Source organism: Chondromyces apiculatus DSM 436, assembly GCF_000601485.1.
GTDB classification, from domain to species: Bacteria; Myxococcota_A; Polyangia; order Polyangiales; family Polyangiaceae; genus Chondromyces; species Chondromyces apiculatus.
Window position 1 is genome coordinate 25,777 of record NZ_ASRX01000029.1, and the last position, 15,142, is coordinate 40,918.

The 15,142-nt window shown below is 71.3% G+C and carries 10 protein-coding genes; 3 read left to right on the plus strand and 7 right to left on the minus strand.

What is annotated here, in order from left to right; genetic code table 11:
• Positions 1–210 precede the first annotated feature (210 nt).
• A complete protein-coding gene (locus CAP_RS19715; protein WP_081865072.1) occupies positions 211–1,929 on the plus strand; it encodes a L,D-transpeptidase in 1,719 nt (572 codons plus the stop codon).
• Here CAP_RS19715 and CAP_RS19720 read toward each other — a convergent pair.
• A complete protein-coding gene (locus CAP_RS19720) occupies positions 1,898–2,575 on the minus strand; it encodes a GNAT family N-acetyltransferase (RefSeq protein ID WP_052375527.1) in 678 nt (225 codons plus the stop codon). The genes CAP_RS19715 and CAP_RS19720 overlap by 32 nt on opposite strands.
• Before the next feature lie 125 nt (positions 2,576–2,700).
• On the opposite strand from CAP_RS19720, the gene CAP_RS19725 reads away from it, so the two are divergent.
• Entirely contained in the window at positions 2,701–4,053 is a 1,353-nt protein-coding gene (locus tag CAP_RS19725) for a UDP-glucose dehydrogenase family protein (RefSeq protein WP_044243357.1), read from the plus strand.
• A 122-nt stretch (positions 4,054–4,175) separates the two neighbouring features.
• Here CAP_RS19725 and CAP_RS19730 read toward each other — a convergent pair whose 3' ends face one another.
• The 6 genes from CAP_RS19730 to CAP_RS19755 form a co-directional block, all read right to left on the minus strand.
• Positions 4,176–5,705, minus strand: coding sequence for a sigma-54-dependent transcriptional regulator (locus CAP_RS19730; protein WP_044243358.1), 1,530 nt, complete (start codon positions 5,703–5,705; stop codon positions 4,176–4,178).
• A complete protein-coding gene (locus tag CAP_RS19735; RefSeq protein WP_044243360.1) occupies positions 5,702–8,083 on the minus strand; it encodes a sensor histidine kinase in 2,382 nt (793 codons plus the stop codon). The genes CAP_RS19730 and CAP_RS19735 overlap by 4 nt, the downstream gene beginning before the upstream one ends.
• Before the next feature lie 147 nt (positions 8,084–8,230).
• Positions 8,231–10,315, minus strand: a complete 2,085-nt coding sequence (locus CAP_RS19740; RefSeq protein ID WP_044243363.1) for a S8 family serine peptidase — start codon at positions 10,313–10,315, stop codon at positions 8,231–8,233.
• Positions 10,312–11,319: a hypothetical protein gene (locus tag CAP_RS19745; protein WP_044243364.1), complete on the minus strand. Its 1,008-nt coding sequence runs from the start codon at positions 11,317–11,319 to the stop codon at positions 10,312–10,314. The genes CAP_RS19740 and CAP_RS19745 overlap by 4 nt, the downstream gene beginning before the upstream one ends.
• A 69-nt stretch (positions 11,320–11,388) precedes the next feature.
• Complete coding sequence (locus tag CAP_RS19750; RefSeq protein WP_044243366.1) at positions 11,389–11,697, minus strand: hypothetical protein; 309 nt, start codon at positions 11,695–11,697, stop codon at positions 11,389–11,391.
• Between the two features lie 200 nt (positions 11,698–11,897).
• Positions 11,898–13,346: a DUF4178 domain-containing protein gene (locus CAP_RS19755; RefSeq protein WP_044243368.1), complete on the minus strand. Its 1,449-nt coding sequence runs from the start codon at positions 13,344–13,346 to the stop codon at positions 11,898–11,900.
• A 187-nt stretch (positions 13,347–13,533) separates the two neighbouring features.
• On the opposite strand from CAP_RS19755, the gene CAP_RS19760 reads away from it, so the two are divergent.
• The gene (locus CAP_RS19760; RefSeq protein ID WP_081865061.1) at positions 13,534–15,141 is read left to right on the plus strand and encodes a polyamine aminopropyltransferase; all 1,608 of its coding nucleotides are present in this window, start codon (positions 13,534–13,536) and stop codon (positions 15,139–15,141) included.
• The last annotated feature ends 1 nt before the right edge of the window (position 15,142 follow it).

A 15,142-nucleotide genomic window follows, 5' to 3' on the forward strand; every position in this document is an offset into this window, starting at 1 on the left:
GGTGGTGGTGTGAGCAGCGGCCAGCGGGGGGATGGTCTGGCGCTACATGAGAAGCGCGGCGGGGCTGGGTGGAGGAGCGTCCAGTGTTGGGGGCCCTTTCACGGAGAGCCACGGTAGGCGCTGGGGGGCGGGGGGCATGCCGAGCGCTGGACGGTGGGAGCACCAAAAACTGGACGGCTCGCGCGGGTCGTGGAAACGAGGGTGACCGACATGCATCGAACGCGCGCCACAGAGCAAACCCAGGCGCGTGGGCGCGGCGGCCGGGTGGCCCCGCTCCTGCGATCGTTGACGTTCACCGCGACGTTCTCGGCGGCGTGCACGCTGCTCGCGGGGGTCGGGGGGTGCGGGCGCTCCGATGCCGGGCAGGTGGCGGAGGAGGCGGCGAGCGCGGCTCCGTCGAGCGGGGCGACGACGGAGGTGGCGGCGGCAGTGGCCTCGGCGGCGCCTTCAGGGGCGGCGGAGGATGAGCCGCCGCCGCAGGCTGCGGGGACGCCGGCGGTGGTGGATCTGAGCGGGGTGGCGACGCCTCCACCGCCTGCGCCGGAGGGGAGTGCGCGGCTCGGGATCAAGGCGCTCAGCGTGCGGGCGTATGCGCGGCCGACGGCGAGCTCGAAGGTGGTGGGGTATCTGCGCGCGGGGGCGGTGGTGGCGCTGGAGAGCGCGGAGAGCGCGGGGACGGAGGGGTGCTCGGGGGGGTGGCGGAAGCTGAAGCCGCACGGGTACGTGTGCGTCGGGAAGGAAGCGACGCTGTCGCTCGACGACGAGATCGTGCGGGCGGCGAGCCGCAGGCCGGATGTGACGCAGAAGCTGCCGTACATGTACGGGGTGGTGACGCGGGGAGGGCCCGCGTATGCGCGGCTGCCGGGGGAGGCGGATCTGAAGCGCTTCGAGCCAGGGCTGAAGAAGCACCTGGCGAAGTGGGAGAAGGACAAGGTGAGCGGGGCGGGGTACGGGCTCGATGTGTGGCAGCGGTGGGCCGACAAGCCTGCCCCGCCTGCGCTGGAGGCGCTGGAGCAGAAGCTCACGGAGGGGGTGCCCTGGTACCTGCAGGGGGGGCGGCAGGTGCCGAACCTGTCGGGGCTGGTGAAGAGCGCGGAGGATGTGAGGATCGACGAGGTGTCGCGCCGGAACGGCGTGGCGTTCGTGGACTCGTTCCTCCACGAGGGGCGGCGCTACAACGTGAGCACGGATCTGCGGGTGGCGCCGGCCGACAGGTTCAGGCCGATCCGGGGGTCGGACTTTCACGGGTGGGAGATCGGCAAGGAGATCGATTTCCCGTTCGCGCTGATCCGCAGGCCGGGGGGGAAGACGTGGCGGCTCGACGGGAAGAAGCTCGTGGAGGCGGGGGATCTGGCGTGGCGGAGCGCGGTGCCGCTCACGGGGAAGCAGCAGTTCTTCGGCGGGAAACTGCACTACGAGACGAAGGACGGGGCGTGGGTCGACGACCGGCATGCGGGCCGGATCGATGCGGCGAAGAAGATGCCGGCGTGGGGGAAGAACGGCGAGAAGTGGCTCGACATCAACCTGACGAAGCAGGTGCTGGTGGCGTACGAGGGGACGAAGGCGGTGTACGCGACGCTGATCTCGTCGGGGGAGGCGGGGCTCGCGGATCACGAGGGGACGACGGCGACGCGGAAGGGGATCTTCCGGATCCACACCAAGCACGTGTCGATCACCATGGACTCGGACACGGTGGGGGAGGAGTTCGAGCTGCGGGACGTGCCCTACGTGCAGTACTTCCAGGATGGGTACGCGCTGCACGGGGCGTACTGGCACGACAGCTTCGGTCGGCCGAAGAGCCACGGGTGCATCAACCTGGCGCCGGAGGATGCGCGGCGGATCTTCTGGTGGACGGAGCCGCAGGTGCCGCCGGGGTGGCACGGGGCGGCGCGGTCGCTCACCGGGACGGTGGTGTTCGTTCACCCATGAGGGTCGTCTGGAGGGAGATGACGTACTGGGCGGCGATGCGGAGCAGGCTGCGGAGAGGGTGAGCAGGGTCGTCGAACCACGAAGAAGCCGCCTCGCTCGAAGGAGGCGCGCTCGGGGGTTCGAGAGGGACCTCGAAGACCAGGGTGTCGCGGTCGTCCTCGCGGAGGATGGCGCCGGCGTCCTGGAGCAGGGCGCGCATGGGGGCGTTCTCGGTGAGAACGGTGGTGCGGAACCGGCGGATGCCGCGCTCCACGGCGGCCTCGACGAGGGTCGCGAGGAGGAGGCGGCCGAGGCCCTTGCCCTGGGCCCGGTCGACGACGGTGACCGCCGCCTCGGCGACGTCAGGTTCGTCGGGGAGGCGGATGAAGCGGGCGATGCCGAGGCCCTCGTCGCGCTTGAGGTCGAAGGAGTCGGTGGCGGCGACGATGGCGACGTGGTTCACGCCGTCGACCTCGGTGAGGTAACGGAGGGTGGCGTCGGAGAGGTCGATGGCGAGGGAGTGGAAGCGCCGGTAGCGGGTCTCCGGGGAGAGCAGGCGGAACTGGCGGAGGAGTTCCCCCTGGTCCTCGGGGCGGACCATCCGCAAGGTCACCCGGGTGCCGTCGGAGAGCGTCGCGGTCCGGATGGATTGGGGATCAAGGCCCACGGTTTGTCTCCGTTCGCTGCTGTTCATGCATCCAGAGGTGCGCGACGGGCGCGCGTCAAGTGGGCGCCGCGCACCCGTCGCGAGGTGGTCTGGACGGGACTCGACTTCGTGGTAGCGTCCGCGCCATGCAGCTTGCGGTTGTTGGAACAGGGTACGTCGGCCTGGTCGCCGGCGCGGGCTTTGCCGAGTTCGGCAACGATGTCACCTGCGTCGACGTCTCCGAGGCGAAGATCGCGATGCTCAAGCGTGGGGAGGTCCCCATCTACGAGCCTGGGCTGGAGGAGCTCATCGCCAAGAACGTGCGCGATGACCGGCTCAAGTTCTCGACCGACGTGGCGGGCGCGATCCGCGGCGCGGAGGTGGTCTTCATCGCGGTGGGGACGCCTTCGGCCGATGACGGGTCGGCCGATCTGTCGGCGGTGTTCGCGGTGGCAGAGACCATCGCGAAGAACATGGACAGCTACAAGGTGGTGGCCACGAAGAGCACGGTGCCGGTGGGCACGGCCGACAAGATTCAGGCGATCTTGAGGGCGAACACCACGCAGGCGTTCGGCGTGGCGTCGAACCCCGAGTTCCTCAAGGAAGGGGACGCGGTGAACGACTTCATGAAGCCCGACCGGGTGATCATCGGGTCGGACGACGCGCGGGCGCGCGAGGTGCTGCGGCACCTCTACAACCCGTTCGTGCGCGCGAGTGACCGCATCCACCTCATGGATCCGCGGAGCGCGGAGCTGTCGAAGTATGCGGCGAACTGCATGCTGGCGACCCGGATCTCGTTCATGAACGATCTGGCAATGCTGGCCGAGAAGCTCGGCGCGGACATCGATGTGGTGCGCAAGGCGACCGGCGCGGACGTGCGCATCGGGTCGAAGTTCCTCTTCCCGGGGCCCGGCTTCGGCGGGTCGTGCTTCCCGAAGGATCTGGCGGCGCTGGTGTACACGGCGAAGGTGTCGGGGCACCCGCTGGCCATCGTGGAGGCGGCGCAGGAGATCAACGCGCGCCAGAAGCACGTGCTGGGGCAGAAGGTGCTCGCGTACTTCCAGAGCAAGCGCGCCGAGGGGGAGCGCGAGGAGGGCGCGGCGGACGAGGGGCGAGGGCCGCTCGCGGGCAAGACGGTGGCGCTCTGGGGGCTGTCGTTCAAGCCGCGCACGGACGACATCCGCGAGTCGCCGGCCCTGACGCTGATCGAGGATCTGCTCGCGGCCGGGGCGACGGTGCAGGCGCACGATCCGCAGGCGATGTCGGCGGTGCGGGCGATCTACGGGTCGCGGGTGATGATGAGCGACAACATGTACGGGGCGGCCGAAGGCGCGGACGCGCTGGTGCTGGTGACCGAATGGCACGAGTACCGGCGGCCCGACTTCAAGCGGCTCTTGCGGATCATGAACGCGCCGGCGCTGTTCGACGGGCGCAACATGTGGGAGCCCGACGAGCTGCGGGGCCTCGGCTTCTCCTACAAGGGGATCGGCCGGCCGTAGTACTGCGTACCCAGGTTCAGGGGCCTGTCGGCCCCCACGCTCCCGTTGGTCGCTCCCCCCGCTCCTCCGCAGGCCGCCTCGCCAGGGACCTGGAACGCTGTCGGGCAGCGCGATCGTCGGTATCAGTCGTCGTTGGTCGGGGGGTCGGAGGGAGCCGGCTGGCGGTGGGTGAGGCGGCGGCTGCTCGGAGGGCTCTCCAGGCGGCGGCTGCTCGGGGGGCTCTCCAGGCGGCGGCTGCTCGGGGGGCCTTCGTCACCGGAGGGCGCGCCGCCGACCGTGGAGTGCCGGTCCCAGCGTCGTTCGAGCATCTTGCGGTCCACGCCGATGAGGCGCGCGGCGGCGGCCTTGTTGCCGCCGCAGCTCTCGATGGCCTGGTGGAGGACGGCGCGCTCGATGACGCGGAGCTTGGAGCCGAGGCGCTCGGGGAGCGCGAGGAGGGCGCGGGCGATGCGGTCGACTTCGGCGCTCGTGTCGAGGATGGGGCGCTCCCTGGCCAGCTCTTCGAGGGTGGGGACGTCGATGACGTCGTCGTCGGCGAGGAGGGCGAGGCGCTCGACGAGGTTGCGCAGCTCGCGGACGTTGCCGGGCCAGGAGCGGCGGAGGAGCCACTGGATGGACTCGTCCGTGTAGCGCAGGCGGCGCGGTAGCTCGGCGGTGAAGGCGAGCAGGAGGTCCATCAGGTCGTTCTCGCGCTCCGCCAGGGAGGGGAGATAGATGGTGACCACGTTGAGGCGGTAGAAGAGGTCCTCGCGGAAGCGGCCCTCGCCGATGCGCTTTTCGAGGTCGACGTGGGTCGCGGCGAGGACACGGGCGCGCAGGGGGATCTCGATCTCGGAGCCGAGGGGGCGGAACCGCCGGTCTTCGAGGACGCGGAGGAGCTTGGCCTGCATCTCGCCAGGCATCTCGGCAATCTCGTCGAGGAGGATGGTGCCGGCGCCCGCGAGTTCGAGCTGGCCGCGGGTGCGGCGCTCGGCGCCCGTGAAGGCGCCGCGCTCGTGGCCGAAGATGAGCGACTCGATGAGGGTGCCAGGGAGGGCCGAGCAGTTGACGGCGACGAAGGGCTCGCCGCGCCGGGAGCTGACCTCGTGGAGGGCCCGGGCGACCATCTCCTTGCCGCTGCCGGTCTCGCCGCGGATGAGGACCGTGGAGTTCGACTCGGCGACGCGCTCGATGAGGCGGCGGACGCGCTCGATGGCCGGCGAGGAGCCGAGGATGGCGCGGGTGCCCCAGGTGCGGTCGACGCGCTCGCGGAGGCGCGCCACCTCGCCCTTGAGGGTGAGGCGCTCGCGCTGGCCCTCGACGATGGGCAGGAGCATCTCGGGGCACAGCTCGTCCTTGAGGACGTAGTCCTGGGCGCCGAGGCGCATGGCCTCGCGGATCTCATTGAGCTCGCTGACGGAGGTGACCATCACCGCGGGGGTGAGGCGGCCGGCGGCGCGCACCTTGCGGAGAATGTCGAGGCCGCCGCGGTCGCGGGGGTCGTCGGAGAGGCGGACGTCGAGCAAGAGGAGATCGGGCGGGCTGCGCTCGATGGCCGACATGGCGTCTTCCATGCCGGAAGCTTCGAGGATCTCGATTCCATCCAGGGACGCCAGCATCTGCCGCAGCACCCGCCGGGCACTCCGCTGATCGTCGACGATGAGGATCCTCACGCGACCTCTTCCTCCGGGATCTCGGCTCGCTTCGCCGCGTCGATGACGTCGGATGTGACGTCGGTTGCGGGGATGGATATCACGAACAGCGTCCGTCCGTCGCGGCGCTCTGGGCCGATCGACCAGCCGTGGGCGCGCACGAGGCGGTGGGTGATCGCCAGGCCGAGGCCGGTGCCGCGGGGCTTCGTGGTGTACCAAGGTGCGAAGATGCGCGCAGGGTCGCCGACGATGCCGGGGCCCGTGTCCCACACGATGAGCTCGGCGCCGGCGGCGGTGGCGGACCAGAGGACGCCGACGTCACCCTGGCTCCCGGTGGCTTCGAGGCCGTTCGAGAGGAGGTTGACGAGGACCTGCATCATCTGGTCGGCGTCGCAGTGAAGGTGGGTGGGGCCGTCGGTGCGGAGGTCGATGTGGCGCTCGCCGAGCTGGTCGCGGAGGAGCATCTCGGCCTTGTTGACCAGCTCGTGGAGGGGGCACGGGCGCCGTTCGAGCCTACGGTGGGTCATGCGGCGCAGGCCCATGACGAGGCGTTCGAGGCGCTCGACCTCCTCGCAGCCGATCTCGACCTCCTCGGCGTCGAGGTGCTGCGCGCCGGGGCCGCGCTGGAAGATGGAGCGGAAGAAGTTGATGGGGTAGCGCACCTCGTGGGAGATCTCGGCGGCCATGGTCTCGATGAGCGCGACGCGCTCGTCGCGCCAGGCTGCGGCCTGCTCGCGGCGGCGCTGTTCGAGCTCGGCGTAGCTGAGCGCGTGGGCCATGGCGATGGCGGCGAGGTTGCCGATGGTGCGCAGGAGGCCGATGTCCTCGCTGGTGAAGAGGGCGCCGCCGGCCTTGGGGCCGACCTCGATGACGCCGAGGGGGCGGCCGTCGAAGGAGACCGTGAACACCAGGTCCCCGCCCGCGTGGAGGGAGGGGCGGGAGAGGATGGCGCGCTGGCCGCTCGACTCGGCGCCGTCGAGGCTGTCTTCGTCCCGCTCGGGGTCGACCCGGCGGAAGGCGACCTTCTCGCAGGCGAGCCAGCGGCGCACGGTGCGCTCGACGGCGCCCGCGACGTCGTCAGGGTCGGAGATCTCGGTGAGTTCCTCGCTGAGCTGCTCGATGGTGGGTCGGTACTCGGCATGCGCGGGGAAGAGGGTGCGATCTCCCGTGCGGAGCGCGAAGGCGACGAGGCCCGCGCCGAGCAGGGCCGCGGGGGCCGCGACCTTGAGGGTGCCGATCGCGGTGAGGCCCGCGAGCGGCGCGCTGGCGGTGACGAGGGTGATGGTGAAGGTGAGCATCGCCGCGGCGATGAGCATCCGGGTGAGGGGGCGGCTGAGGAGGGCACGGCTCCCCCAGAGGTCGTACCTGATGAAGGCGAAGAGGGTGGAGAGCGGGGTGAGCGCCAGCGCAGGGATGGCGAACCAGAGGGTGAACTGAGGCAGGCCGAGCATGACGGAGAAGCACGCCAGGCCGAGCACGAGGTGGGGAGGGACCATGGCGAGGAAGAGCACGCGCATGGTGTGGCGGCGCCTGTCGCGGGCCCACAGGAAGCGGAGGAGGACCGAGGCGGCGAAGAAGAGGAGCGAGATGCCGAAGAGGATGGCGCAGACGTCGCGGAGGACGACGGTGGTCCTGCCGGTGGCGAAGAGCGCGAGCATGCCCGCGGCGAGCAGCGCGCCCCCGAGGTCGGCGAGGCGGGGGATGAAGGGCCAGCGCGCGAGCTGCGGGACGTCGTCGGGGAGCCGCAGCGGGAGCACGAAGAAGGCCATGGGCACGCAGGCGTAGGCCACGAGGAAGAGGTGAACGAGGGAGCGGGAGGTGTGGTAGTCGAAGAGGGTGAGCAGGAAGAGGGCCGCGGCGAGGGCGAGCTTCGCGAAGGCCCGGGCGAGCTTGCCGTCGGGGCTGGCGGTGACGGCGGTGAGCGCCGCCATGATGTAGAGCGAGGCGATGAACATCGGCGCGCCCGCGTAGAGCCACCAGGCGCGGGGGTCGAAGCGACGGACGTCGAGCGTCACTTCGCGCTCGCCCTCGCTGGTCGCGAACCTGGCGCGGACGTTGGGTCGCCCTTCGCGCGCGGCGTCCTCGATGGCGCGGTCCCACGCGGTCGCGGGGTGAGGATCGGTGGCCTGGTCCCAGACACTCGCGGGGCGAGGGCCAGCCGGCGGGCGCACCGGCACGCCGTCGATCTCGATCAAGCGATCAGGGTAGCGGAGGCCCTGCTGCATGCCCTGCCACGAGGGCAGTGCGAGGCTCGACACGACGCCCTCGGGATCGACGAGGAGGCCCGCGAAGGGTCGCTCGTACCAGGTCACCGCCCCCCGAAAGCTCACGGCGGCGACGAAGAGCGCGGCGACCGCCACGAGCGCGAGGATCCAGCGCCGGAACGGGGGAGGAGACATCACCGACGGAGGCGCTGTACGGGCTGCACCTTGATTGGACACGTTACGCTGGAACCCGCCTCGAACCAACGGCGCTGGCGAGAAAAGCAGGGTTCTGGTGTGCTCGCTCGGCTAGCCAGAACACGCATGCTCGGAGGGGCGCCCGGCTCAGCGCGCAGCGTCGTCGGGGGGACGCGCGAAGAGGTGGGTGGCCAGGTCGGCGATCGCCGCTTCGAGGGCATCGCGCCGCGCCGCGGTGGCACGGGAGAAGGTGGGGATGCCGGTCACGACGCTCACAGCGGTCGCGCCGGCCGCACGCTCGGCACGGACGTGGAGCGCGTGAAGCTCCGTGGCGGTGCGCCTGGAGGGCCGCGGCGCGAGGCGGCTCGTGGCGAGCTTCCGGAGGATCAGGGCCAGGTGGCGGAGCATGGCGCCTGCACCATGAGCGCGCTGGCGCTCGGGACGGCCGGCGATGAGGCGCGCATGGCGGAGGAAGGCGCGCACGTCGTGGAGCAAGCTCGGGTCGGCGAGGAGGGCGCGGACGGCCCAGCGCGCAAGGCGGCGCGAGTAGAGCGCCCGGAGGGCAGGATCGGCCGCGCGGCGATCGTGCCAGACACACGCGGCGTCGGTGGCGCCCATGACCACGAGGGCGAGGGACACGGGATCGCCAGCCGCGAGGCACGCGCGGCCTGCGTGGATGCGGCCGTAACCGTGCTTGGCATTGTGTCCATCCGCGTCGCGTTCGTCCGGGAGCACGTCGCTCGGGTCGGCGAGCGGCTGGGCGTGCGCCGGGACGGAAGGGGCGACAGGTTCGAGGGTGAGGGTGACGAGGGCGTCGACTTCCTCGGCGCGCAGCGCAGGGTTCGTGGCGAGGACGAGGAGCAGCGCGCCCGCCGCGAGCGCGGAGGCGCCGCTGGACTCGGCGTGATAGAGGCGCTCTGCGGGCGCGGCGGGGGCGCCACCAGCACCGCCAGCACCGCCAGCACCGCCAGAACCGCCAGCGCCTTGACCACCGGCGGTGGGCGCGTGGAAGGGGAAGGCCATATCGTCGCCAGGGGCGAGCCAGCGCATGGCGGGTCCGCGGTTCGCGAAGGGTCGGCTGCGCCCGTGGCGGTCGCGCCAGAGGAACCAGCCGTGGCTGCGTGCGCTGGGACCGATGCAGAAGACGCGCGGGTCGCTCGCAGGGGCGCCCAGGCCGAGGGAGAAGCTGGCGTGGAGGGAGCCGGCGGGGCTGGAGGCCTCGCGTCCGGTGGGGATGACCACGAGGGTGCCGCGGCCCCCACGGCCCCAGCGCCAGGCGAGATCGAGGGCGTCGTCGAGCATGGGGGTCGTGCAGTTCTCGACGTAGGTGGCGCCGAGGATCACGTCGGCGCCATCGAGGACGGCGCGGGCGATGGCGAGGGGCAGGGCGAGGGTCGCCGCGTCCGGCTTGGGGATGAAGTACAGGCGGGGGGAAGCGTCGGGGGCGACCCCGCGGAAGTCACCCGGCTTCTGTCCGCGCCCGACCGACCACGCCACCATGAGGGCGCCATGGAGGGTGCCCCGGGAGAGATGCTCGGTGGCGACGAGGACGGCGCGCTCCAGGTCGACGAGATCGGCGGCTGCGGCGTCGTCGTCGATGACCGCAAGGCGGGTGCCAGCGCCCCCGCCACAGCGTGCGCGGTCGACCCCGAGGCCCCCCTCTTCCGCGCGGAGGAACCAGCGACCGGAGGTGTCGGGGTCCTCGCCTGCGGAGGGGCGGCGCGTGGGCCAGTGGGCGTCGACGGAAGAGCGGGCAGCGCGGGCAGCGGTCCGGAGGGCGCTGGCGGTGAGGGGGTGCGTAGGCGCGACGGCGTGGGAGGGGCAGGTGGCGGAGGCGACATAGCGCACCGGTAGGGCGGCGGCGGTGAGGGCCACCTCGATGGCCGCGCGCGGGAGGGGGCGCTGCGCGCAGGCGCGGTACCAGAAGAGGGGCGCGTGCTCGATGAGGGGTTCCAGGGTGAGGTCAGGAGCGACGCTGCGGAGGTGCTGGGCGATCTCGGAGGCGGGGAAGGCCGTGGAGAGGGCGATGACGAGGTCGAGGGGCGCGCCGTCCTCGCCTGCGCCCCCGTGGTTCGCGTCGCCGTGGTCCGTGCTGCCGTGGTCCGCAAGGAGAGGCGGGAGCGGCGCGTACCCGAAGTCCCAGGGAGGCCGCGCTGGCCGCGCTGGCCGCGCTGGCTGCGCTGGCCGCGCTGGCCGCGCTGGCCGCGCTGGCCGCGAGCCGCCCTGGCTCACGCCAGCACGGTTCTGGCCCAGGCCGAGAGCGCCCTGGCGCGGTGCACGTACCCCGGGCTCTGCTCCTCGCAGCGCGAGAGCTCTCGCAGGTGGGCTTCACGCCCCTGGGCCCAGGCTGCGATGCGCTGCGCGCCGATCACTTCCGCGCGTCGGCGGGCGGCAGACAGCTCGCGCCGGGCGCGCTCCAGGAGGCGCACCAGCACGCCGGACGAGAGCACGAGGCTCCTCGCAGAGGCCAGGGAGGAGGCGTCGTCCGGAGCAAGGCGGGTCACAGGCTGGGTGCCGGAACGGGCAGGCTCGCGGGGCTCCTGGACACCTCGCGCGAGGGCGACGGCCCATGCACCGCCTCGGGCCCAGTCGTCTTCCCAGTCCATGACGTCGTCGTAGAGCTGGAGAGAGATCCAGATGGACTCCAGCATGCGGAAGAGGGCGTGACGCCAGCGCGCGTTCCAGCCCGCGGCGGTCGCCAGGGCAAGCGAGGCCGGGATGCCAGGGCGCTGCTTTCCGCGGGAGATGGTGAGGTAGAGGTCGAAGCGCACGGGGACGCCGCTGCCGAGCAAGCCACGCTCCTGGGTGATGAGCCGCGCGACGTCCTCGTCCACGTCGGAGAAGTCGATGCGGTCGGCGCCGATGATGTCGGGGCCGAGCCGGCGCATGGCAGCGTCACGGGCGCGGCGGACGTGGGCGAGCAAGGTTTCGAGCTGCCAGGTCTGCCGGACCTGACCGTCGGCCACGCGGTCGGAGCCGAAGGCGTCGATGATCGCGAGCATGTGCGCGAGCAGGGCGTCCTGGATCATGGTGCCGCGCACCTGCGGCATGGTCTCGGCGAGCATGGCGGGCGCGGCGAGGGTGATGCCGTGGCTGAACACCGCGCTCCACGGGATGTCGCGGCTCGGCGCGAGGCCGAGGGTGCACGCGAGCCCCTGAGCCTCGGCGTGGAGCATGCCTGGGAGGGTCTGACAGAAGGCTTTGTACAGCTCGTCGACCCACTGAAGCTCATGCATGCCGCCCGACCCGCTGCGAGGAGGCCACCGGGGAGGCTGCCGCACCGGCAGGATGCCCCCGGGAGGGCCTCAGTACATGTTCGAATCCTTCCAGGGAGAGAGGGCGACGTTGAAGCGCTCCTCTACCAGGATGGAGCGCCAGTGCAGCATCTGGACCGCGCTGAGTCCATTGAACGCGCCCACCCAGGCGCGGATGCGCTCGTTGAGGCGCTCGCGGATGTGGGCTGCGTCCTCGGGCTCCTCGTCGTTGTGCTCCGGTGAGGCGCTGTACAGCGCAAGGAGCTGCCTGAACTCGTCGAAGTGCTCCTGGTGCTGGAGCAGCGAGAGGTAGAGCGCACGGAGCTGCGCGTGAGGATCGAACGAGGCCGCGGTGTGCATGAGGCTCCAGCCGTGCCGGCGAACACGCCGACGACGAACAGGCGCATTGCACAGGGCGGGCCGGGCCGCTTAGCTGCTCTAACCCCTCGGAATCGTTGAGGTCATCTCGGGGCTCACACTCGCCGATTACCCGGATCCGACCACCGCCTGCCCGAAAGCGACCATCGCGCTTCGAGGGGGTGGGGTCAGGTCGCCCCCCGTCACTTGCCACCGCCAAAGCTCGGCCCAATGAAGCCGCCTCCTCCTCCACCACAACTGCAATCACTCAGCGCGATCAAAAAGATGATCACCAGGATGATGACGATGACCACCAGCACGGAGGCGACACTGGAGCCCTGACCGCCGCTCAGCGCGGGGGGAGCCACCTGGATGTTGAAGGCGCCCGCGATCTCTTGCCCGGACATGGGCTCGCAGAACGAGTGGGTCACCTCGGTCGGCGCTTCCTCCACACTGACCTTGCCGCCGGGGCCCTCGTACTCGGTGGCGCGGACGCGCTCGCCGATCTCCACCTTCCAGTAGAACTCGCCGACGACGTACTCGACCTCGGCGCTGACGCTCTGCCTGTAGACGTATTGCTGGCCACGGTAGTCGGCGCCAGCGCCGACGCGCACCTCACCGGGCGGGATGGGCGTGACGAACTGCCACGCGCCGTCCTCCTCCATGAGCCACAGGTAGCCGACGCGCGGCCCCGCATAGAGGAGGTACTCGCGCCAGCGGTAGCGCTCCCCTTCGACGGTGCAGCCGCGCACCACGAAGCCGATGCAGATGACGCGGTTGCCGCGGAGCTGGCCCTGGGCGCCGAGAGGAATGTACGGCTCGATGGGAGGCTTCGGAGCCTGACCGAGCGCGACGAGGGCGCCCTGACGCAGATCACTCGCGGTGCCGCAGTAGCGGCAGACGATGCGCTCGGTGGTGCCAGGGGCGGCGAGCGGGAGGTTGCCGCCGCAGGTGGGGCAAGAGACCGCAGTGACCTGGGCTTCGGCCGGCTGGACGGGGGCGCCGGAGTCGAGCTGCATCACCGCGGGGTCGATCTGCCGGCCGATGTAGAGCTTGGGCGGGATGGACTGGCCGTCGCCGTAGTCGAGGGTGCCGAAGGCGCCGTTCGGACCGCCGATGTCTGCGTAACCGGTGACCACGCCAGGCGCGGCGACCGAGGGCATCTCTCCCTCGCCGGCGACGACGCGGCGCCTGCCCACCTCGGCGACGGTGAAGGCGCCGTAGCCCTGGAGGTGGATCTGCGCGCCGGGACGAAGCGCGCTGTATGGAGGGAGGCCGCCCGGCGGGAGGGCCACCTCGCTGGTCGAGTACCAGCGGCCCTGGGCCGAGGCGACCCAGCACCAGCGCCCGCTGTTCGGGAAGGTGATGAAGTGCTCTTGCCAGGGCGCCCCGGGGGCGTTCGCCCGATCGATCTGCACCCGGCCGTCGACCACGAAGGGCTCGCCAGCCCAGCGCCCGGTGACGCCGAGCTGGAGGGGCGTGGGGATGTCCACCAGATCGGACATGCGCCCCACGGCCTGCAGGTTGCGGTCGGTGCGCGCGACGACGAACTTGCAGTGCTTGCACACCTGCGCCGCCGCTCCCGCGAAGCGGAAGGTCATGGGCGCGCCGCACGAAGGGCAGGCGGCGGTGCGGTCGAACGGCGTGCTCACTGCGGCAACATACTAAAAGCCCGGCCGGGCGCGGCGCCATGCTTTCCGTTGACCGGCCCGATCCCCCGATCTGGCCGGGAGCCGCGGAGGCAGGGAGGGTGAGGCCACGACGCGAAAGGGGAGGATATGGGGCGCTCCGGGCGCGCCGGGCTGTACCGCCGCCCGAGCAGTGCTACGACCGCCCGCGATGTCGGCCAGCGAGGCCAGTGTGCCCCCTCCGAACGAGGCGCCCGAGGTGCCCGAGGCGCCGGGCCAGGATGCCGTGGCCGGTCCGCCGAGGCGCGCCGCCCGGGCCGCGCTGCTCGCGAGCGTCTTCGTCATCGCCACCTCGGGGCTCATCTACGAGCTGATCACCGGGACCCTCGCGAGCTACGTGCTCGGCGACTCGGTCGCGCAGTTCAGCTTCGTGATCGGCCTCTACCTGTTCGCGATGGGGATCGGGTCGTACCTGTCGCAGTACCTCGAAAGCAAGCTGCTCGAGCGCTTCGTGGAGATCGAACTCGGGGTCGCGCTCGTGGGGGGCCTGTCGGCGCCGCTGCTCTTCAAGGTGTACACCGCGTCCGGCGCGTTCCGGGTGCTGCTCTACGGGCTGGTGCTGCTCATCGGGATGCTGGTCGGCCTGGAGATCCCGCTGCTGATCCGGCTGCTCAAGTTCTCGCTCGACCTCAAGCAGCTCGTCGCCCGGGTGCTCACGCTCGACTACATCGGCGCGCTCGTGGCGAGCCTGCTCTTCCCGTCGCTGCTCTTGCCGCGGCTCGGCATCCACCAGACCGGCCTGTTCTTCGGGCTGCTCAACGCGTTCGTCGCGCTCGGGAGCACCTTCCTCTTCCCGATCACCAGGGCCGACAGGTTCCGGCTGCGGGCGCTCTGTGCGCTGACCGTGCTGGTCCTCGGCGCGGCGTTCGCCATGGTCACCCAGTTCGTCGAGCGCGCCGAGGCGATCTACTTCGGGGCCCCCGTCGTCCACTCGGCCCAGTCTCCGTACCAGCGGATGGTGCTCACCCAGAGCCCGCGCACCACCCGGCTGTTCCTCAACGGAAACCTGCAGTTCTCCTCCGACGACGAGTACCGCTACCACGAGGTGCTGGTCCACCCGGCCGTGGCGGCGCTCGGGCGCGATCCGCGGCGGGTGCTGATCCTGGGCGGCGGCGACGGGCTCGCGGCGCGCGAGCTGCTCCGCTACCCGTCGGTGGAGCAGGTGACGCTCGTGGATCTCGATGCGGTCGTGACCGACGCCTTCCGCACCCTGCCCATCGCCACCCGCCTCAACCAGGGAGCGCTCACGGACCGCCGGGTGACGGTGCGCAACGAGGATGCGTACAAGTTCCTGGAGGGGTGCACCGAGTCGTTCGACCTCGCGATCGTGGACTTCCCCGATCCGGGCAACTACGCCGTGGGGAAGCTCTACACCGACGCCTTCTACCAGCTCCTGCGGGAGCGGCTCGGGGTGCGCGGCGTGGTGGTGGTGCAGGCGACGTCGCCCCAGTACGCGCGCGAGTCGTTCTGGACCATCGTGACCACCATGGAGGCCGCCGGCTTCATGACGGCGCCGCTCCACGTCTACGTGCCGAGCTTCGGCGAGTGGGGGTTCGTGCTGGCAGGCGGTGAGGGGCTCGCCGCCCCTGGCGGGCTCCGGATCGAGGCGTCCACGCTGCGCTACCTCGACAGCGCGGGGCTGCCGGAGCTGTTCCGCTTCCCGCGCGACATCGGCCGGGTGGCGGCGCCGATCAACCGGTTGAACGATCAGAAGCTCGTCGCCATCTACACCCGCGAGTGGTCCGTGTGGACGAGGTGAT